The 20,597-nt window shown below is 66.4% G+C and carries 19 protein-coding genes; 5 read left to right on the top strand and 14 right to left on the bottom strand.

Annotation, left to right across the window (positions count from 1 at the left end; translation table 11 throughout):
• Positions 1–143: 143 nt before the first annotated feature.
• Positions 144–1,577 carry a hypothetical protein gene (locus C556_RS19735; protein WP_020608484.1) on the top strand — a complete coding sequence of 478 codons (1,434 nt, stop codon included), beginning with the start codon at positions 144–146 and terminating at the stop codon, positions 1,575–1,577.
• A 58-nt stretch (positions 1,578–1,635) separates the two neighbouring features.
• On the opposite strand, the gene flgL is transcribed toward C556_RS19735, so the two are convergent.
• The 12 genes from flgL to C556_RS0107465 form a co-directional block, all read right to left on the bottom strand.
• Positions 1,636–3,021 (bottom strand): flagellar hook-associated protein FlgL, encoded by a 1,386-nt coding sequence (flgL, locus tag C556_RS0107520; RefSeq protein WP_018747628.1) that lies wholly within the window; start codon positions 3,019–3,021, stop codon positions 1,636–1,638.
• Positions 3,022–3,034: 13 nt separating this feature from the next.
• A complete protein-coding gene (gene flgK, locus C556_RS0107515) occupies positions 3,035–5,221 on the bottom strand; it encodes a flagellar hook-associated protein FlgK (RefSeq protein WP_018747627.1) in 2,187 nt (728 codons plus the stop codon).
• Between the two features lie 33 nt (positions 5,222–5,254).
• The gene (gene flgJ / locus C556_RS0107510; protein ID WP_018747626.1) at positions 5,255–6,187 is read right to left on the bottom strand and encodes a flagellar assembly peptidoglycan hydrolase FlgJ; all 933 of its coding nucleotides are present in this window, start codon (positions 6,185–6,187) and stop codon (positions 5,255–5,257) included.
• Between the two features lie 137 nt (positions 6,188–6,324).
• Complete coding sequence (locus tag C556_RS0107505; protein ID WP_018747625.1) at positions 6,325–7,419, bottom strand: flagellar basal body P-ring protein FlgI; 1,095 nt, start codon at positions 7,417–7,419, stop codon at positions 6,325–6,327.
• A gap of 17 nt (positions 7,420–7,436) precedes the next feature.
• Positions 7,437–8,108, bottom strand: coding sequence for a flagellar basal body L-ring protein FlgH (locus C556_RS0107500; protein ID WP_018747624.1), 672 nt, complete (start codon positions 8,106–8,108; stop codon positions 7,437–7,439).
• 9 nt (positions 8,109–8,117) lie between these two features.
• Positions 8,118–8,903 (bottom strand): flagellar basal-body rod protein FlgG, encoded by a 786-nt coding sequence (gene flgG, locus C556_RS0107495; RefSeq protein WP_018747623.1) that lies wholly within the window; start codon positions 8,901–8,903, stop codon positions 8,118–8,120.
• Positions 8,904–8,931: 28 nt separating this feature from the next.
• The gene (gene flgF / locus C556_RS0107490; RefSeq protein WP_018747622.1) at positions 8,932–9,675 is read right to left on the bottom strand and encodes a flagellar basal-body rod protein FlgF; all 744 of its coding nucleotides are present in this window, start codon (positions 9,673–9,675) and stop codon (positions 8,932–8,934) included.
• Between the two features lie 18 nt (positions 9,676–9,693).
• Positions 9,694–10,995 (bottom strand): flagellar hook protein FlgE, encoded by a 1,302-nt coding sequence (gene flgE / locus C556_RS0107485; RefSeq protein ID WP_018747621.1) that lies wholly within the window; start codon positions 10,993–10,995, stop codon positions 9,694–9,696.
• A gap of 70 nt (positions 10,996–11,065) precedes the next feature.
• Positions 11,066–11,743, bottom strand: a complete 678-nt coding sequence (locus C556_RS19730) for a flagellar hook assembly protein FlgD (RefSeq protein ID WP_018747620.1) — start codon at positions 11,741–11,743, stop codon at positions 11,066–11,068.
• Positions 11,744–11,758: 15 nt separating this feature from the next.
• A complete protein-coding gene (flgC, locus tag C556_RS0107475) occupies positions 11,759–12,169 on the bottom strand; it encodes a flagellar basal body rod protein FlgC (RefSeq protein ID WP_018747619.1) in 411 nt (136 codons plus the stop codon).
• A 12-nt stretch (positions 12,170–12,181) separates the two neighbouring features.
• Entirely contained in the window at positions 12,182–12,586 is a 405-nt protein-coding gene (flgB, locus tag C556_RS0107470) for a flagellar basal body rod protein FlgB (RefSeq protein WP_018747618.1), read from the bottom strand.
• Between the two features lie 348 nt (positions 12,587–12,934).
• Complete coding sequence (locus tag C556_RS0107465) at positions 12,935–13,261, bottom strand: DUF2325 domain-containing protein (RefSeq protein WP_018747617.1); 327 nt, start codon at positions 13,259–13,261, stop codon at positions 12,935–12,937.
• Between the two features lie 387 nt (positions 13,262–13,648).
• Between C556_RS0107465 and C556_RS0107460 the strand changes: the two genes are divergently transcribed.
• The 4 genes from C556_RS0107460 (at position 13,649) to C556_RS0107445 (ending at position 18,226) form a co-directional block, all read left to right on the top strand.
• The gene (locus tag C556_RS0107460) at positions 13,649–14,761 is read left to right on the top strand and encodes a Re/Si-specific NAD(P)(+) transhydrogenase subunit alpha (protein WP_018747616.1); all 1,113 of its coding nucleotides are present in this window, start codon (positions 13,649–13,651) and stop codon (positions 14,759–14,761) included.
• A 13-nt stretch (positions 14,762–14,774) separates the two neighbouring features.
• Positions 14,775–15,119: a proton-translocating transhydrogenase family protein gene (locus C556_RS0107455; protein ID WP_018747615.1), complete on the top strand. Its 345-nt coding sequence runs from the start codon at positions 14,775–14,777 to the stop codon at positions 15,117–15,119.
• 1 nt (position 15,120) lies between these two features.
• Positions 15,121–16,485 carry an NAD(P)(+) transhydrogenase (Re/Si-specific) subunit beta gene (locus tag C556_RS0107450; protein WP_018747614.1) on the top strand — a complete coding sequence of 455 codons (1,365 nt, stop codon included), beginning with the start codon at positions 15,121–15,123 and terminating at the stop codon, positions 16,483–16,485.
• Between the two features lie 142 nt (positions 16,486–16,627).
• Positions 16,628–18,226 (top strand): mechanosensitive ion channel family protein, encoded by a 1,599-nt coding sequence (locus tag C556_RS0107445; protein ID WP_018747613.1) that lies wholly within the window; start codon positions 16,628–16,630, stop codon positions 18,224–18,226.
• 94 nt (positions 18,227–18,320) lie between these two features.
• Here C556_RS0107445 and C556_RS0107440 read toward each other — a convergent pair whose 3' ends face one another.
• Complete coding sequence (locus C556_RS0107440) at positions 18,321–19,286, bottom strand: NAD(P)H-quinone oxidoreductase (RefSeq protein WP_018747612.1); 966 nt, start codon at positions 19,284–19,286, stop codon at positions 18,321–18,323.
• Positions 19,287–19,303: 17 nt separating this feature from the next.
• A complete protein-coding gene (gene zapE, locus C556_RS0107435) occupies positions 19,304–20,455 on the bottom strand; it encodes a cell division protein ZapE (protein WP_018747611.1) in 1,152 nt (383 codons plus the stop codon).
• Positions 20,456–20,597: the final 142 nt, after the last annotated feature.

The following is a 20,597-nucleotide window of genomic DNA, read 5'->3' as shown; positions in this document are numbered from 1 at the left end:
TACGTGGCCGGACAGCACAGACCAAGCATCTTGCCGCCGCGCCAATACTTACAAAACACACCTAATGACATGACAATTACTTTCAATTAATATTTGTTAATAATTACAAAAACAATCAACTTAGACCACAACTGGAGACAAAAATGAGCAACAGCAGCGTCAAGCTGATCTCCGCTTCCGTACTGGCCACCATGCTGGCGGCCTGCGGCGGCGATGGCGACGGCAATACGAAGCCCACCCCGACGCCAGCCCCCTCGCCCACCCCAACCCCGGCGCCCGGTGAACCGGTCAGTCGCACCCTCACCGGCACGGTGCGCGCGGCCAACGGCGACCCGATCCCGTATGCCGCGGTCTACGTCGCCGGCAACGGCAGCGGCAAGCTGGTCAGCGTACGCCCGCCCAGCCGCGCCGAAGTGGATCCTTCCGCCGCGTGCCAGGCCAGCATTCCGGCCAATGTGCTGGCCGGAACGTGTAGCGGCCCCGACGGTTCGTTCAGCCTGACGCTGCCGCCGTCGTCGACCCCGCCGTCGCAACTGGTGATCCAGAAGGGTTCGCTCAAGACCACCAAGTCGATCGCATGCGGCCAGGAAGCCACCTGCGCACTGCCGAGCAGCGCGACCACGGTCGGGGCCGGCGACAACAACGCCTACCCGGCAGTGGCGGTGGTGACCGGCAACTACGACCAGATCGAAAACGTGCTGGCCAAGCTGGGCGACGCCGACCTGACCGACGAGGTGGCCGGCGTCTACGGTCGTGTCGACAGCGCCGGCCGCTTTGTCTACGGCTCGGAATACGGCAGCAAGCTCACCATCATCGATGGCGGCGGCATGCCGCTGATCAGCGAGAACGCGGCCCAGATCGGCAGCTATCCCACCTGGGCATCGTTCCTTGACGGCACCCGCCCGCTGCTCGACGCCAACGGCAAGCCGCTGTTCTCGGTGATCTTCATCGATTGCGGCAACGATGCCGACGGCCTGCTGAGCGATCCGGCGGTGCGCGCGCGCCTCAAGGCTTACGTGGACGCCGGCGGCCGCCTGTACGTGACCGACTGGTCGTACAACTTCGTCGAGCAGGTGTTCCCGCAGGCCGCCAAGTTCGAGGGCGATCCCGACGACGCCAGCACCCCCGGCTCGCCCGACGCCGCCAAGAGCGGCAGCGGTGGCCTGCACCTGAACGCGGCGATCAATCTGCCGGCGCTGGCTACGTGGCTGAAGGCCGTGCCGGTGGTGAGCAATGTCGCGGGCTCCGCGCCGGGCAACCCGGAGTCGGACTGCGCCAGCACCGGCACCGTCAATGGCGCGCTGAACAGCGACGGCACCCTGCCGGTGGGCGATTTCCTCGGCGCCTGGGTGCATATCGCGGGCTTCCACGACGCGGCCGGCTCGCTGGTGGTGTCGTCCGGCAGCGGCGTGGATTTCGACGGTCTGGTCAACCGCCCGCTCACCTTCATCCGCGCCGAGGGCAACCAGGGCGGCAAGCTGATCTATTCGTCGTACCACACCGCCGACGAGTGCCCCAGCACGCGCTTCTGGCCGCAGGAACGGGTGTTGCAATTCCTGATCTTCGAATCGATCTGATCGATCCGACGACAGCAAAAAACCCGGCCAAGGCCGGGTTTTTTGCTGGGCGCCCTGCTCAGATGTACTGGAACAGGCTGAGGTTCTGCACTTGCGAGAAGCTGCTGCGCGCGGCGTCCAGCAGCATCTGGTTCTGCGAGAAATCGCTGATCGCCTTGGGCCAGTCCAGATCCTGCAACTTGGACAGCGTGGCCGTGTATTGCAGGTTGACGTCCTCGTTGGTGTTGCGCACCGACTCGGTCTCCAGCATGCGCGCGCCGATGCTGGCCTGGGTGGACAACACGGTGTCCAGCGAGTTGGACAGGTTCTTGATGACGGTGTTGAGCTGGTTCTGGAAGTCGGTCTGGCCCTTGCCGTTGCCCGCGGTGTTGTAGTTGTTCAAGGCGCTGGAGAAATCCGCCAGCACGCTGAAGATGTCGGTGTTCTTGCTCGCCGCCACGGTGAAGGTGTCGCCGGTCTTGGGGTCGCCGGTGACGCTGGTCTTCACGCCGAAATCCCAGTTCGCCACCAGCGGCGTGGTTTCGCCCGGCAACTGCTTGAACTCGATGTCCGCGCCGCTCTTGTAGGTGCGCGGGTAGCTGTTCACGCCCGGCGTGCTGGGACGCGCGCCGCCGTTGTAGTCGTAGCCGTCGACCATCGACATGTTGTAGTTGGGGTTGGCGCTGCCGTCGGGCAGCGTGGCGCGGCTGTCGATGATGTCGTAGTTGACGATGGGTGCGGCGGTCGGGTCGTTGGGGTCGGGAATCGAGTTGAATTCGATGCGGAAGTCCTGCACGTTGGCCGCGTTGGCCCACTTGCTCGGATCGAGCACTTCGCCGGTGGTGATGATGCCGGTGCCGGTGTTGGCCATGTTCGCCGACGAGGTGAAGGTGCCGTTGCCGGTGGGCACGCGCTGGAACAGCTTGCTGCCCGCCTCCGACACCGGGATGGTGCGCGACGCCGAGATCTGGATGCCGCGCTGGCCGTCGTCGCCGTTGTAGGTCACGTTGCCGAAGCCGGCCTCGGTGAACGGCTTGGTATCGCCGCGAAAGCCCGAGAACAGGTACTCGCCGTTGCCGTCGGTGGCGTTCGCCAGCGCCAGCAGTTCCTGGTAGCGGCCTTGCAGTTCGGCATCCAGCATCTTTTTCTGGTCGGCGGTCTGCGTCGGGTTGCCGGCGCTCACCGCGAGGCTCTGCACGTTCTGGATCAGCGTCACCAGTTGGTTCAACGTCTTTTCGGTCATCGCCAGCGAGGTGTCGGCGCTGTCGCTGTTGGTCGAGTACTGGGTGTTGATCGATTGGGCCTGGCTGATCTGCAGCGCGCGCGACGAGGCGATCGGATCGTCCGACGGCGACAGCACACGGCGGCCGGTCGCCAGCTGGTTCTGCAGCTTGCTCTGCTGCGCCATCAGCCGCGAGATGCCCATGGAGCCCTGGCTGTAGACGGTATTGGTAGCGACGCGCATGGCTGTTTACTCCTTATGCGATGTTGGCGATCTGATCGAAGGTTTCCTTCGCGATCTGGATCACCTTGCTTGCCGCGACATAAGCCTGCTGGTAGCGCAGCAGGTTGGCCGCTTCTTCGTCGATGTTCACGCCGGAGACCGAATCGCGCGCGGTCTCGGCCTGCGCCAGGATGGTGTCCTGCGCTTCGGACATCACGCTGGCCTCGTTGGTCTGGATGCCGATGGTGGCGACCATCTGGCCATACGCCTCCTGGTAGGTGGAGGTTCCACCATTGAGGATACGCGTGGTCTGCAACGCGCCCAACGCCAGGGCGTTCCGGCCATCGGCCGAGCCGGCGACATTGGGGGTGATGTTCACCTTGTCGCCGACGGCGGGCACACCGTCCATCTTCATGGTCCAGCCATTGAAGCTGATGTCGGTGCCCGCGGTGTAAGTCTGCGGCGCGCTGGTCACGCCGGTCACCGTATCGGTGATGGTGTAGGTGGTGGCCGAGGTGAACTGGATGGTCACCGGGTTCTTCACCGCCGGATCGAGCGCGCCGCTGGTGGTGTCTGAGGGCGGCTTGTTGACCGTCGGCTGGGTGATGGTCAGCTTGCCGGTGTTGTTGCTGTCGGGCGCGGCGACGATGGGCGCGGCCGCGGCCACCTGGCGCGGATCGTTGATCGCCACCGACATGCCGCGCACCAGGCCGTCCAGCGGCTTGATGGTGAAGCGGTCGCCGGCGTTCATGGTGCCGCTGTCGATGCGCAGCGTCAGGCCGTCCTGATCGATGCCCGCCGCCATCTGCGCCGGGGTGTAGGTGGTCTTCACACCGTCGGACTTGCGGGTCACCACGTAGTTGGCACCGTCGAAGCCCAGTTCGTAGGCGCTGGTGGTCAGCTTGCTCACGTCGTTGATGTAGCCACCGATCTGGGCGTTGCCGGTATTGAGCGTGTTGTGGTCGATGTCGCCGAGTGCGGGCGGGAACGACCAGGTGGTGCTGGCGGCCGCGGCGGGCGGCGCGCCGGCCAGTTGCAGCGTGGTGCCGAGCGCGCTGTAGCCGGCCGCCATCTGCGCCGGGGTGATGGTGGCGGTCTGGTTGTCGGTCAGGCGGCGCAGGGTGTAGTTGGTGCCGTCGTAGGTCAGCGAGTAATCCGACAGCGGCACGCCGTTGGCCGGCGCGGTGATGTTGACGGTGGCGCCGCCCAGATCCGCGGTCAGGCTGTTGGCGCGCGGGAAGTCGAACATGTTGCCGCCAATGTTGCCGTTCAGGTCCTGGCCGGCGCGATGCTGGGCATTGAAGGTCTGGGCGAAGCCGAGCGCCACCTGCGCCAGGTTGTTCTTGGCCAGATCGAGCGACTTGCTGCGGAATTCCAGCAGGCCCTGCAAGTCGCCGCCGACCAGCTGCGATTCCGGCAGGTAGATGGTGTTGCCGCCCTGGTAGTACACCACCGACAGGCGCGAAGGATCGGACTGCGACGGCTCGACGCCCAGGTCGAAGCTGTTGCCGCCCACCACCAGGTTCTGGCCATTGCCGATGAACACGTTCATGGTACCGTCGCTCTGCATCACCGTGGTGGCCTTGACGTGGCTGTTCAGCTCCTTGAGCAGCTGGTCGCGCTGGTCGAGCAGGTCGTTGGGCGGCTGGCCCGACGCGCCCTGCACCGAGATCTCCTTGTTGAGGGTGGCGATCTGCTTGCCCAGCGCGTTGATGCTGGCCACGGTGTTGGTCAGCTCGCCGTTGAGGTCGGTGTACAGCTCGCTCAGCCGGTCGTCGATGGTCTGGAAGCGCGTCACCAGCGACTGCGCGGACGCCAGCAGCGCCGAGCGCGCGGCGGTGTCCGCCGGCTTGGTCGCCACGTTCTGCACCGCGGAGAAGAAGTTCTGGAGCGCCGGCGAGACGCCCGTGGTCGGGTCGGCCACGATGTTGTCGATGTCCTCGAGATGCGACAGATAGGTCTGGAGGTAGCTGGCGGCGCTCTGCGCGGTCTGCACCTGGCGGGTCAGGAACTGGTCGTACACCCGCTGGATGCTGTCCACCTTCACGCCCAGGCCGACGAAACCGCTGCCGGTGTATTGCGGGTACGGCGCGCTCTGCTTCAGGTACTGGCGCGAATAGCCCGGCGTATTGGTGTTGGCGATGTTGTGGCCCGTGGTCACCAGACCGAGGTTGGCGGCATTGAGGCCGGAAACGCCAATGTTGAAAACGCTGGATGCCATGCTGTTACTCCCAGTTCAAAGCCATCGGCCCGATCAGCCGATTCTTGAGGTGTCTTGGAACCGCGCCACCACGTTGGCCACCCGGGCCAGCTTGTTGGCGTAGTTCGGATCGGTGGCGTAGCCACCGGCCTGCAATGCGGCGCCGTAGGCCGAGGCGTTGTCGCCTTGCGACATCGCGGTCTTGTAACGGCGCTGGATCAGCGAGGCGTAGTCGGCGAACGCCTCGGTGTAGCTGTCGTAGGCGCGGAAGGTTTCCACCCGCTTCTGCGGCACGCCACCCACGTATTCGGTGGTGGTGATGTCCACCGTCCTGCCCTTCCAGTCCGGTGTCGCCTTGATGCCGAACAGGTTGTGACTGTCCTGGCCGTCGGCGTCCTTGATCGGCTTCTTGCCCCAGCCGGTTTCCAGTGCGGCATGGGCGACCAGCAAGGCCGGGGATACCCCCAGCACGCCGGCGGCTGTGTCGGCGGCCGTGCCGATGCGATCCAGGAATCCGGCGGCGCCACCGGCATTTTTTGCCGACCCGGCGCGCTCCTCGGCGGCAGATTTCGCCGCAGCCAGCGAGGCCTGGACCTGTGCCTGTACCTGGGTCTGGAACGGCAGGGCGAACGGATCGGCCTTCTTGCCGTAGGTCTGGTTCAGCAGTGCCGGATTGGTCTGGACTTCGATCTGGCGCAGGATGGCGTCGGCCAGGCCGGTGCCGCCGGAGCGGGTCCAGGTCTGCGACAGTTGCTGGTCGTACATGCCGCGGAACATGTCGGTGGCGGAGTTGTTGAACTCGTCGTACTGCGGCGTGGCTTCGCGCATCGACTTCATCATCTGCTGCACCAGCAGCGCTTCGAACTGCCGCGCCACTTCGCGGCTGGCGGCCTTCGGGTCCTGCTTGTTGAGCAGCCGCATCCCGTCCGCGCTGCGCACGTCGGCGGCGAAATCTCGGATCGGTTGGGAAGCCTTGGGGGTCAACATGGCACGGCGCTCGGCTGGGTTCTCGCCCCTATTCCAGCAAATGCCGTGCCAGGATTAGTCCGACTGGATTCGCCCGGCCTGAAACGCACAGGGCGCCCGCTCGGGGCGCCCTGTTCTGCGGCGATCCGCCAGCGGGATCAGATCACTTCGAGCTGGGCACGCAGGCTGCCGGCGGCCTTCATCGCCTGGAGGATCGCCAGCAGATCCTGCGGCGTGGCGCCGACGGCGTTGAGCGCGCGCACCACGTCTCGCAGGTTGGCGGCCCTGGGCAGGCGCACCACGCCGCCCGAATCGGCCTGGATCTGCACGTCGGCGTTCTGCACCCCGACGGTCTGCCCGGCTGCCAGCGCGTTGGGCTGCGACACCGCGTTGTTGGTGGTGATGGTCACGGTCAGGTTGCCGTGGGAGATCGCGCAGGGTTCGACCGTGACCGACTGGTTCATCACCACCGAACCGGTGCGGGCGTTGATGATGACCTTGGGCGCGGCCTCGGGCGTGGCGACGTCGACGTTCTCCAGCCGCGACAGGAAAGCCACGCGCTGGTTGTTGTCCATCGGCGCGCGCACCTGGATCACCCGGCCATCCAGCGCCGCGGCCACCGGACCCAGCGCGCCGTTGATGGCGTTGACCATGCGGCTGGCGGTGGTGAAGTCGGTTTCCAGCAGTTCGAGCTGCACGAACTCGCCCTGCCCCAACGCGTTCGGCACCACGCGCTCGACGGTGGCGCCGGCCGGCACGCGGCCGGTGGCGAGCTGGTTGACCTGGGTGCTGGAGCCGGCGGCCTGGGCGCCCGCCCCCGCGACCACCACGTTGCCCTGCGCCATGGCGTAGATCTGCCCGTCGGCGCCCTTGAGCGGAGTGAGGATCAGCGTGCCGCCGCGCAGGCTCTTGGCGTTGCCGATCGACGAGACGGTCACGTCCAGCGGCTGGCCCGGCCGGGCGAACGCCGGCAGCGAGGTGGTGACGGTGACCGCCGCCACGTTCTTCAGCTGCAGGTTGCCGCCGCTCGGTACCTGGATGCCCAGATTGCCGAGCATGTTGATCACCGATTGCACGGTGAACGGCGTCTGCGTGGTCTGGTCGCCGCTGCCGTCCAGGCCGACCACCAGGCCGTAGCCGACCAGCTGGTTGGTGCGCACGCCGGCGAAACTGGCCAGGTCGCGCACCTTCTCGGCCTGGGCCGAGGCCATCGCCAGCAAGGTGGCGCACAACACGACGATGATCCGCATCATGGCTCTCGTCCCCGCGATCAGAACGGCAACACGTTGAGGAAGAAGCGCTGCAACCAGCCCATGGTCTGGGCGTCGGCCACGTAGCCCTTGCCGACCTGCTCGATCCGCGCGTCAGCCACCTTGGTCGAGGAAATGGTGTTGCCGGCCTGGATGTCCAGCGGGTTGACCACCCCGGTGAAGCGCAAGGTGTTGACCTGCCCGTTCACCGCGATCTGCCGGTCGCCGCCGACCACCAGGTTGCCGTTGGGGAGCACCTCGATCACGGTGACTGCGATGGTGCCGGTGAAGGTATTGGAATTGGTGGTGGCGCCCTTGCCGGCGAAGGTGTTGGTGCCGCTGGCGGTCACGCCCGGGCTGGTGATGAATTTCTCGATGCTGCCCGGCACCATCGGCAGGTTGCCGGTGACCGAGTAGTCGATGCTGCCGTTGCGCGCGGCGCTGCTGTCCGACTTGTTGGTGGCGGACAGGTTCTCCTGCACCGCGATGGTCAGCAGGTCGCCGATATGGCGCGCCACGCGCTCTTCGAACAGCATCCGCGAATTGGCGGCCTGGAAGATCGCGCCCTGGTTCTGGCTGGGCAGCAGCGGCTCGGTCGGGCGTGCGCTGGTGGGCTGGGTGACGATGCTGCGCGGTTCCAGCGCGCAGGCGGTCAGCAGCAGCGCGGCGAGGAGAATGACGAATCTTTTCATGGCGCCATGTTACAGCTGAGTCAGCCGTTGCAGCATCTCGTCCGAAGTACGGACCGCCCGCGAATTGATCTCGTAGGCGCGCTGGGCCTGGATCATGTTGACCAGTTCCTCGGTGACGTTGACGTTCGAGGTCTCCACGTAACCCTGGTTGATCGCGCCCAGGCCGTTGGTGCCCGGCTGCCCCACCACCGGCGCGCCGGAGGCGGCGGTTTCCAGAAACAGGTTCTCGCCGATCGATTGCAGGCCCGGCGGGTTGATGAAGGTGGCGAGCTGGACCGTACCGAGCTGCACCGGCGCGGCGCTGTTGTTGTTGACGATGGCGGTGACGGTGCCGTCCTTGCCGATGGTCAGCTTGGTGGTGCCCTGCGGCACCTGCAGCGCCGGCTGGATCTGGTAGCCGCTCATGGTGACCACGTTGCCCTGGCTGTCCACCTGGAAGCCGCCGTCGCGGGTATAGGCGGTGGTGCCGTCCGGCAGCGAGATCTGGAAGAAGCCTTCGCCGTTGATGGCCATGTCGAGCGGGCCATCGGTCAATTGCAGGTTGCCCTGGATGAAGATGCGCTCGGTGGCGACCGGCTTCACGCCGGTGCCGAGCGCGAGGCCGGTGGGCAGTTGGGTCTGCTGGCTGGTCGAGGCGCCCGGCTGGCGCATGTTCTGGTACAGCAGGTCCTCGAACACCAGTCGCTGGCGCTTGAAGCCGTTGGTGCTGACGTTGGCCAAGTTGTTCGAGATGACGTCCACGTTCATCTGCTGGGCATCCATGCCCGTCTTGGCGATCCACAGCGAGCGCATCATGGCGGTGTTTCCTCGGTACGCGGGCCGGTCAGCCCGTCATCGTGATCAGTTGCGCGGCGGAGCGCGCGTTGGTATCGGCGGTCTGGAGCAGCTTGACCTGCATGTCGTAGTGGCGTTGCGCGGCGATCATGCCCACCAGCGCATCGACGGCGTTGACGTTGCTGGTCTCGACGAAGCCGCCGGACACGGTGACCAGTGCGTCGGCCGGCGCCGGCTCGCCGCTGCGCTGGCGGAACAGGCCATCGTTGCCGCGGTCGAGCGTGGCGAGATCCGGGTTCACCAGCTTGAGCCGCCCCAGTTCGTTCACCTGCGTCGGGTTGCTGCGATCGGCGCCGCTGATGGTGCCGTCGCTGCCGAAGGTGACGATGGTGTTCTCGGGAATGGTGATCGGGCCGTTCTCGCCCAGCACGGTCAGGCCGTTGCGGGTCTTGAGCAGGCCGGTGGGATCGATCTCGAAGCTGCCGTTGCGGGTGTACGCCTCGCCGGTATCGGTCTGCACCGCGAACCAGCCGCTGCCGTTGACCGCCACGTCCAGCTCGCGCCCGGTCTGTTGCAGGGTGCCGGCGCTGAAGTCGGTGCCGGTGGTCTGCTCCACCACGAAGGCCCGGGTCGGCAGCACGTTGCCGCCGCCGATCACCGGCACCGCGCGGAAGCTTTCCAGCTGCGCGCGAAAACCGTTGGTGCCGACGTTGGCGAGGTTGTGCGCGATGGCTTCCTGGCGGTAGGCGCTGTTCTTGGCGCCGGTCATCGCGGTGTAGATCAGGCGATCCATGGTCTAGGCGGCCGCTGGTTACAGGTTGACGATGGTCTGCAGGATGGTGTCCTGCGCCTTGATGGTCTGGGTGTTGGCCTGGTAACTGCGCTGCGCCACGATCAGGTTGACCAGTTCGGCGGTCAGGTCGACGTTGGAATCCTCCAGCGCGGCCGATTGCAGCCGGCCCAGGTCGGTGGTGCCGGGATCGCCCACGCGCGCCTGGCCCGATTCGTAGGTCTCGGCCCAGCGGTTGTCGCCCAGCGGCGCCAAGCCCTGCACGTTGGCGAAGTTGGCCAGCACGATCTGGCCGACGGCCTTGGTCTGGTTATTGGAGAACTGCGCGACGATGGTGCCGTCCTTGGCGATCGACATGCCGGTCAGCACGCCGTCGGCGTAGCCGTCCTGGTGCAGAGTATTAACCCCGAAATCGCTGCCGAACTGCGTGGAGTTGGCGAAGTTCACGTTGAAGGTGAACGGGCTGGTCGCGCCGCTGGGCGCCACCAGCGTGGTCGAGAAGGTATACGCGCCCACGCTGTCGGCCGGCGTGCCGTCCAGGCGGCCGTTGCCGTCGAAGTACAGGTAGCCCTGGGTACCCGCGGGCGAGCCGTTGGGGCTGGCCGGCACCGGTGCGGCGCCGTCGAACGAGGTCTGCACTTCCCACTTGTTGACGTCGATCTTGGTGAAGAAGTACTGCACCGTGTGCGACACGCCCTGCGCGTCGTACACGGTGGCCGAGGTCGAGTGGGTATAGGTGGTTGGGTCGGTGATGTTCAGCGGACCGACGCCGGTGGGCGGCGCGGTGCGATCGATGATGGGCTTGCCCGCATCCAGGTTGGCCGCCAGCTGCACGCCGGAATTCGGCAGGCCGGATGCGCCGGTGGCGCGCGCGCCGACGTTGCTGACGGTGACCTGCAACGGCACCGGCTGGCCGCCCTTGATCATGGCGCCGCTTACCGGATCGGCCATCCAGCCGGTCAGGAACTGGCCGTCGTTGACGATGAAACCCTGGTTGTCGAGCTGGAACTGGCCGTTGCGGCTGTAGCTGATGGAGCCGCCCGAACCTTCCATGCGGAAGAAACCGTTGCCGGTGATGGCGATGTCCAGCGGGTTGCTGGTGGTGGTGGTGTTGCCCTGGCCGAACTGCTGGGCAATGCCCTTCACCCGCACCCCGATCCCCGCGATATTGCTGGAGGAGGCAAAAGTGGAGGCGAACACGTCGGCGAATTCGGCGCGCGAGCCCTTGAAACCCACCGTGTTGGCGTTGGCGATGTTGTTGCCGATGACGTCGAGATTCTTCGACGAAGCGTTAAGCCCGCTCAGCCCCTGTTGAAAACCCATTTTGACTCTCCTGGCAATTCTTGCCGGTGCGGCAACCGCCGCGCCCTGGCATTGCGCCGTGGCGCGGGTATTACATGACCTGTTGGATGGTGTCGAAGCCGACCTTGCTGCCGCTGGCGAGGTTGACCTGCACCCCGTCCTTGGCGAACTCGACGCTCTTCACCTGCTGCCAGCCGTTGACCGTCAGGGCGACTTCCTTGCCTTCACCGTTGATGCCCTTGGCGACGATGTAATAGGTGCCCGCCTCGGCCTTGGTGCCGTCGGAGAGGCTGCCGTCCCACTCGAACGGCAGGAATTCGCCCGGCTTGACGCTGCCGGACATCTCGTCGACCACCTTGCCGTCCTTGTTGATGATGGCCACGGCCACCTGCGACACGTCGGACGGCACCGTCACGCCGGCTTCCAGCTTTTTCTCCGGATCGAATTCGAACGAGGACTGGGGCGCCATCACCTGTTTGCCGATCAGCGCGGCGGCCTGCATGCTCTGCGACGAGCCGTAGGCGCTCAGCAGATTGGTCATCGCCTCGTTCAGCTTCTCGATGCCGGTGACGGTATTGATCTGCGCGATCTGGCTGGTCATCTGGGCGTTGTCCATCGGGTTCATCGGATCCTGGCTCTGCAACTGCTTGACCAGCAGCTTGAGGAAGGTCTCCTGCTGATCCGCCATGGCGCTGGTCTTGCTGTCGGCCTTCTTGTTGAGGGCCGAGTAATCGAACGAGGAATCGCCGACGCTGTTGGTGGTGTTCATGGTGAGGCGCTCCTATCAGGACTGGCCGAGCTGCAGGGTGCGCAGCATCAGCGTCTTGGCTGTGTTCATGACGTCGGCGTTGGTCTGGTAGGCCCGCGACGCGGAAAGCATGTTGGTCATCTCTTCGACCACATTCACATTGGGCATGGCGATGTAGCCATTGGCATCGGCCAACGGGTTCTTCGGGTCGTACACCAGCTTGGGCGGCGCCTGATCCTCGACCACCGCGGCGACGCGCACGCCCGGCAGGGTCGAGCCGTTGTCCAGCGAGGTGGCTTCGAACACCACCTGCTTGGCGCGGTACGGCTGGCCGTTGGAGCTGGTGACCGACTCGGCGTTGGCCAGGTTGCTGGCCACGGCGTTGAGGCGCATCGATTGCGCCCGCATTGCCGAGGACGCCACGTCGAAAGTACGGAACAGCGACATCGCTCAGCTCCTTTATTGATTCTGTATCGCGCCACGCAGCCCTTCGATGCGGCGCTGCATGAACGTGATGGCGGCCTGGTAACGCACGGCGTTGTCCGAGAACTGCCGCATCTCGTTGTCCATCTCGACGGTGTTGCCGTCGATGGACGCCTGGTAGGGGTTGCGGTACATCAGCTCGGGCGACAGCGGATCGATGGTGTTCTTCGGCTGCAGGTGGCGCGCATCGGTGGTGGCCAGCGCCCCGCCCGCCTGCTTGGCGGTGGCGGCCTTGAAGGCGGCTTCGAAATCGAAATCGCGCGCCTTGTATTGCGGCGTGTCGGCGTTGGCGATGTTCGAGGCGAGCACTTCCTGGCGCAGGCTTCTCAGCTTGAGCGCGGTTTCCTGAGGGCGGAAATAATCGTCGATACGACCGAGCATGATGGGCTTCCCCGTGGTGTCTGCCCGGTAGTAAGCAGAAAGCGTGCCACAGAGCAGGCCCCTGGCTGGATGCGGCTTCGCGGGACATGGCCGTCCTCGGTGCCGGCGGCAGGCGGCAAGGATTGCCGGCCAGGGAACGAATCGGCGGTCGGATCACCGGGATATTCGGCGGCCCCGCCGGAGCGGAAAGCCCGGCGGAGCACAGTGCGCAGCAGGCGTCGCTTCGCGCCCTGCCCTCACGCGCAGAGGCCGCCGCCGCCGCAAAGCACATCGGCCGCGCAGGGCGGCCGATACGGCAAGGATGAAGCGACGGCGTTTTGTCTATAAAGGCGACGGAAGCCGCCGCGCTCAGCGCCGGTTTTTCTGGTTGGGGCAGGCGGCGCAGCCGTCGCGCGGGCACACCTTGTCCAGCGATTGCGACAGGGAACAGACCGAACGGCGGCAGGCGACGAAGCGGATGTTCTCCTCGTTGGCCAGCTCGCGGTAATGGCGCATCACGTTGTGGCCGAGGAAGTCGGTGAACAGGATGATGAGGTCCACGCCCTTCAGGCTGGCCGGCTTGCGCTGGTGCGCCGCGTGACGACCGGACACATGCTTGTGGATCGAGATGCCATATTGGGTGAGCAGATCGGGGATGTTGCCCAGCACGTCGGCGCCAACCAGGTATGCGTTCATTCCGGAGAATCCTTGTCGTGGAATAACCGCACGGGTCATGCGGCCTTTTCAAATGAGACTAATTCTCATTTATTGAACTCTGCTTGGCAAGTGATATTCCGATGAAAGGCAAATGACATGCTGATGTCCGCCATTGCGTGTCAAACAGTTGTTTTATTAAATGCCGTTGTACTCGTAACGGACTGGATGGTTTCCCCTTACCCACCCCGGAAGCATCCTTGCTTGCGTCCGGTCAAACCGCACGCATGCTGGAGCACGCCTAATTGAGGGTCGGATCAGAACAGGCGGATCGCCGGGCCGGCAGGCCGCGCGAACGCCGATAGGCAAAGCAGATTTCCGATACCGGCAACAGCCGGTTCCACCGTCAATGCAGGGAGGATTACACCAATGTTGATCGCGATTGCCGCCGAAACGCATCCGGGCGAGTGCCGGGTGGCGGCGACACCGGAAACGGTGAAGAAGTACGTGGCGCAGGGCCACACGGTCCGCGTCGCCCCCGGCGCCGGCCGTGGCGCGGCCATTTCGGACGACGCCTTCGTGGCGGCCGGCGCCACCATCGCCGCGGACGGCAACGTCTACGCCGGGGCCGAGCTGGTGCTGAAGGTGCGCGCACCCAGCGAGGCCGAACTGGCCAATATCCCCGATGGCGCCGCCATCATCGCGTCGTTCGACGCGCAGCGCTATCCGCACAAGCGCTGGCTGGCCGACAAGCGCCTGACCGCGTTCGCCCTGGAACGCATGCCGCGCACCTCGCGCGCGCAATCGATGGACGTGCTGTCGTCGCAGGCCAACGTGGCCGGCTACCGCGCCGTGCTCAAGGCCTGCCAGTACTACCCACGCTTCATGCCGATGATGATGACCGCCGCCGGCACCGTGAAGCCGGCGCGCGTGTTGATCCTGGGCACCGGCGTGGCCGGCCTGCAGGCGATCGCCACCGCCAAGCGTCTGGGCGCCGTGGTCGAGGCATTCGACGTGCGCCCGGTCGCGCGCGAGCAGGTGGAATCGCTGGGCGCACGCTTCATCGAGGTGCCCGCCGACGAAGGCCAGTCCGCCGAGACCAGCGGCGGCTACGCCCGCGAAATGTCGGCCGACTACAAGGCCCGTCAGGCCGCGCTGATCGCCGAGCGCGCGCGCGAGGCCGACATCGTCATCACCACCGCGCAGATCCCGGGCAAGCCGGCGCCGGTGCTGCTGACGCCCGAAACCGTCGAGACCATGAAGCAAGGCAGCGTGATCGTCGACCTGGCGGTGGAAAGCGGCGGCAACTGCCCGTTGTCGCGGATGGACCAGGTGGTGACCACGCCCAACGGCGTCACCGTGCTCGGCTCGGGCAACCTGCCCTCCGAACTCGCCGCCGACGCCTCGGCCATGTTCGCGCGCAACGTGCTCACCTTCGCCGCCCTGCTGTTCGACAAGGAAGCCAAGCTGGCGCTGAACTTCGAGGACGACATCGTCGAAGCCACCTGCATCGCCCACCAGGGCGAATTGAAGAATCTCTGATCCAGGACCCATCATGAACGAACCGATTGCCCAGGCGGCCTCCGCCATCGCGCAGGCGGGAGGCGTCGATCCCGTCGTCGCCAGCCTGACCGTCTTCGTCCTCGCCATCTTCGTCGGCTACCACGTGGTATGGAACGTCACCCCGGCGCTGCACACCCCGCTGATGGCCGTGACCAACGCCATCTCCGGCATCATCGTGGTCGGCGCCATGCTTCAGGTGGTCGACATCCAGGGCGACGTCATCACCCTGACCAGCGTCCTCGGCGCCATCGCCGTGTTCATCGCCAGCATCAACATCTTCGGTGGCTTCCTGGTCACCCGTCGCATGCTGGAAATGTTCAAGAAGAAGGAGCGCTGAGATGCAGAACCTCTACGCCCTCAGTTATCTCGTCTCCGCCGTGCTGTTCATCCTGTCGCTGCGCGGTCTGTCGTCGCCGGTGTCGGCGCGCGCCGGCAACGTCTACGGCATGGTCGGCATGGCGCTGGCCGGTGTCACCACGCTGTTCGTCGCATCCAGCCCGGTGCTGTGGCTGATCGGCATCGCCATCGCCGCCGGCGCCGCCATCGGCGCCTGGAAGGCCAAGACCGTGGCGATGACCGCCATGCCCGAGCTGGTCGCCGCCATGCACTCGCTGGTCGGTCTGGCCGCGGTGCTGATCGCCGTCGCCGCGATCTACCACACCGGGCAGAGCCATACCCAGGTGCAGAAGATCGAGCTGTTCCTCGGCGCCTTCATCGGCGCCATCACCTTCACCGCGTCGATCGTCGCCTGGGGCAAGCTGTCGGGCCGCTTCGCGTCCAAGCCGGTGCGCTTTGCCGGCCAGCACGTGTTCAACCTGGTGGTGTTCCTGGCCATGCTGGGCTTCGGCGGTGCGTACTTCGTCACCGACAGCCACAGCGCCTTCCTGATGATGCTGGTCCTGGCGCTGCTGCTCGGCGTGATGGTGATCGTGCCCATCGGCGGCGCCGACATGCCGGTGGTGGTGTCGATGCTGAACTCGTACTCGGGTTGGGCGGCCGCCGGCATCGGCTTTACGCTGGACAACTCGGTGCTGATCATCGCCGGCGCCTGCGTGGGCTCGTCCGGCGCCATCCTCAGCTACATCATGTGCCGCGCGATGAACCGCTCGCTGGTGTCGGTCCTGCTGGGCGGCTTCGGCGCGGCCGAGGGCACCGCCGCCGGTGGCGACGGCGCGGCGCGCAACTACAAGTCGGGCAGCCCCGAGGATGCCGCCTTCCTGATGTCCAACGCCGAAAGCGTGGTGATCGTTCCCGGCTACGGTCTGGCCGTGTCGCGCGCCCAGCATGCGTTGCAGGAACTGACCACCATGCTGGAAGAGCACGGCGTGAAGGTACGCTACGCCATCCACCCGGTGGCCGGGCGGATGCCGGGGCACATGAACGTGCTGCTGGCCGAAGCCGAAGTGCCGTACGACAAGGTGCTGGAGATGGAAGAGATCAACAGCGAGTTCTCCACCACCGACGTGGTGCTGGTGATCGGCGCCAACGACGTGGTCAACCCCGCCGCCAAGAACGACAGCGCCAGCCCGATCTACGGCATGCCGATCCTGGACGCCTACAAGGCTCGCACCGTGCTGGTGGTGAAGCGCTCGATGAGCGTGGGCTACGCCGGCCTGGACAACGACCTGTTCTACATGGACAAGACCATGATGGTGTTCGGCGATGCCAAGAAGGTGGTCGAGGACATGCTGCACGCGATCTGATCCTCGCGGCCTGCGGGCCGCAGCCGATCGAACGACGCCGCCCTTCGGGGCGGCGTTTTTCGTGGGCCACGCATCGCGCGGTTGACTTTCCGCGGCGGACTCTCCAAACCGTAGGAGAACATCACACGACCCGCCGCCCCCCATGATCCGCGCTTATCTCGCCTTGTTGCTGCTGTGCCTGGCCGGCCTGCTCCAGGCCGCGGCGCCCGATGCCAACCACCCGGTCACCGCCCGCATCCTCAACCGCGACCTCGTCACCTTCCGGGCGCCACTGTCGGGCTATACGCCCGAACAACGCGCGGCCGGCGCCGAGAAACGCATCCAGCGGCTGCTGGAACACCCTGCCGACCCCGCGCTGGTGAACGTCAGCATCGGTCCTTCCACCGCCATGCTGGAATACGACGGCGTACCGTTGTTCTCGATCCTGCACGCCGACGTCGACGTGCTGGGTGGCGACACCCTGGACAGCACCGCTCAACAGGCCCAACAGGCCTTGCAGGCGGCCATCACCGACAGCCAGTCGTTCCGCGACCCGATGCAGTACGTGTGGGCCGGCAGCCGGGTCGCGCTCGCCACGGTGGCGATGCTGCTGGCGCTGTGGCTGCTGCGGCGCATGGGGAGCTGGTTGTCGCAGCGCGCCACCAACCTGCTGATGAGCACCGCCAACCGCGCCCCGGCCGGTGTGCTCACCGTGACGCCGGGCAGCGCCCGCCGGCTGGTGCACCACCTGGGCCTGGTGATCTTCTGGCCGCTGTTGCTGCTGATCGGCTATCGCTGGCTGTCGGTGATGCTGGCGCAGTTTCCGCGCACCCGGATCTGGGCGGAACAACTGGACCGCTACGTGCTGGGGTTTCTGGAACAGGCGGGTTCGGCGGTACTGGACGCCCTGCCCGGCCTGGCGACGGCGGTGTTCATCGTGGCGGTCACCCGTTGGCTGACGCGCCTGCTCAACGTGCTGTTCCTGCGGGTGGAAAGCGGCCAGCTGAGCGTGAAGCTGCTGGACCCGGACACCGCCTCCACCACCCGCCGCCTGCTGATCTGCCTGACCTGGCTGGTGGCGCTGGCGATGATCTATCCCTATCTGCCCGGCGCCGACACCGACGCCTTCAAGGGCCTGTCGGTGATGGTCGGCCTGATGGTGTCGCTGGGCGCGTCCAGCGTGGTCAGCCAGTTCGCCAGCGGCCTGATCCTGATCTACAGCCGTTCGCTCAAGGTGGGCGAATACGTGCAGATCGGCGACCACGAGGGCACCGTGGCCGAGATCGGTCTGTTCGCCACCAAGATCCACACTAACCTGCGCGAGGAAGTGGCGATTCCCAACTCGGTGCTGGTCAGCCAGAACGTGAAGAACTTCAGCCGGCTGGCCGGCGGCGGCGGGGTGATCGTGTCGGTGGTGATGACCATCGGCTACGACACGCCGTGGCGACAGGTGGAGGCGATGATGCTGGAGGGCGCGCGCCGCACCGCCGGCATCCGCAATCACCCCGAGCCGATGGTGCTGCAGACGGCGCTGTCCGACTTCTACGTGGAATACAACCTGCGCGTAGCCCTGGACGAACCGCGACGGCGGCTGGAGATCCTGGACGAACTGCACGGCCACTTGCAGGACGTGTTCAACGAATACGGTGTGCAGATCATGAGCCCCAACTACGAGGACGATCCCGAATCGCCCAAGATCGTGCCGCCCGCCAACTGGTACCTGGCGCCGGCGAGGAAACCGGCCGCCGACAACGCCGGTTGATCGCAGGCGCCCGCCACACTGAACGGCCGAGGGCTGGGCGACAACCGCGCCGGCCCCGTCGGAACGCGCGAAGTGCCGGCCGCGCTCGGCTGGATCAATCCACCCGCAACACCACCTTGCCCAGGTTCCGGTTCTGCGCCAGATACGCGTGCGCCTCGGCGGCCTCTTCCAGCGCAAAGACGCGATCGAGCGTCAGCCGGATCTCGCCGGCCGCCAGCCGCGGCAGCAGCCACGGCCACAGCGCGGCGGCCACCTCGGCCTTGCGCGCCACCGGTAACGCGCGCAGCGTGCTGCCGATCAGTTGCTGGCGCTTCACCAGCAGCAGCCCGAGATTGGCCTGCGCCTCGGTACCGCGCAGCAGGCCGATCAACACGATGCGGCCATCGGTGGCCAGACACGCCTGGTTGCGCGGCAGGTAGTCGCCGCCCACCGTATCCAGGATCAGCCCGACCTCGCCGGCAGCCTTGACCTCGGCGGCGAAGTCGCCCGCGCGATGATCGATCACCAGATCGGCGCCCAGCTCGCGGCACCACGCGCACTTGGCGTCGCCACCCGCCGTCGCCGCCACCCACGCGCCATGCGCACGCGCCAGCTGGATCGCGGCGGCGCCCACGCCACTGGCACCGGCATGGACCAGCACCCGGCCGCCCGGACGCAAGCCGCCCAGCTCGACCAGATTGAGCCAGGCGGTCAGCCAGACTTCCGGCAGGCTGGCCGCCTGCTCGAAACCGAGCGCCGCCGGCAGCGGCACCGCCAGCCCCGCGTCGATCACGCAATACTCGGCGTAGCCACCACCGGCCACCAGCCCGAATACCGCGTCGCCCAGCGCGTAGCCATCGACGCCCTCGCCCAGCGCCGCCACCTCGCCGGCGATCTCCAGGCCGAGCAGCGGCGACTCGCCGCGCGGCGGCGGATAGTGGCCCGCCGCCTGCGCCAGATCGGCGCGATTCACCCCCGCCGCGCGCACCCGCACCAACAGCTGGCCGGCCTGTGGCACCGGGGGGGCGAATTCGCCCACGGTGAGCGGTTGTCCGGGAACGGGCGGAAGGATGGCGCGCATGGTCGGCTCGACTGGTTTCAGGTCTCGGAAATGCCGGCCAGCCGTTCGGTCTCGGACTGGTGCGGCAACGCCAGGTATTCCTGCGACTGCATTTCGGTGAGGCGGCTGGCGGTGCGGAAGAACTCGCTCGCCTGCACGCCTTCGGTATACAGCGCTGCGGCGTCGGTCTCGGCGGAAATGATCAGTTTGACGCGGTGGTCGTAGAACACGTCCACCAGCCAGGTGAAGCGCCGCGCCGCGTTGGCGCTGGCGGGCCCCAGGCGGGGAATGCCGGACAGCAGCACGGTGTGGTACTCGCGCGCCAGGTGCAGGTAGTCGGCCTGGGCGCGCCCGTCGCCGCACAGCGTGGCGAAATCGAACCACACCACGCCCGGCGCATGACGCCGCGCGGCCACCCGCCGTCCTTCGATGGTCAGGGTGTTGCCGAGGTCGTGGCCGGTGCTGATCGCCGAGAACAGCGTATCCAGCTCGGCTTCACTGGCCGCGTCGGCCGGGGTCAGGTAGGTGCGCGCGCGGGACAGCGTGCGCATCCGGTAGTCCTGGCCGCCGTCGACGTTGAGCACGTCCATCTGCGTCTTGATCAGCTCGATCGCGGGCAGGAAATTGGCGCGCTGCAAGCCGTTGGGGTACAGGTTGTCCGGCGCGTAGTTGCTGGTGGCCACCATCACCACGCCGCGCGCGAACAGTTGCTCCAACAGGCGGCGCAGGATCATCGCGTCGGCGATGTCGGAGACATGGAACTCGTCGAAGCACAGCACCCGCACCGCGCGGGCCCACTTTTCGGCCAGTCGCGCCAGCGGATCGTCGGCGCCTTGCTGCTTCTTCAGCTCGGCGTGCACCTCCTGCATGAAGTGGTGGAAGTGCAGCCGGCGCTTGCGGCGGTACGGCAGGCCGGCATAGAAGGCATCCATCAGGAAGCTCTTGCCGCGCCCCACCCCACCCCAGAAGTACAGCCCGCGCGGCAGGTCGGGCTGCGGCAACAGGCTCTTGCCGAACAGGCGATTGCGCTTGCGCTTGAACTCCACCAGCGCCTGCCACAGCGCCTCCAGCCGGTCGATGGCCTGCGCCTGCGCGGCATCGAAGATAAAGCCGGGCTGGCCGGAAAGGCTGTCATACCAGGCACGCGGGCTGATGCCGGCGGCCGGTGGGGCGATCACGTGTTGCGACATACGACGGTTTTCAGGAGGCAAAGCAGCATTATGCCGCAGCGCGGGCGGCCGGACGGACCGCGCGCTTTCGCGCCCGATGTGACGACGCCAGGCGCCGCAATGAAAAAGCCCCGGCGAACCGGGGCTTTCTTTTTTGGACCGA

This window comes from Chitiniphilus shinanonensis DSM 23277 (genome assembly GCF_000374805.1).
GTDB lineage: Bacteria > Pseudomonadota > Gammaproteobacteria > Burkholderiales > Chitinibacteraceae > Chitiniphilus > Chitiniphilus shinanonensis.
Note: the sequence above shows the minus strand (reverse complement) of the source record. Positions and strands in the feature narration are given on the sequence as shown.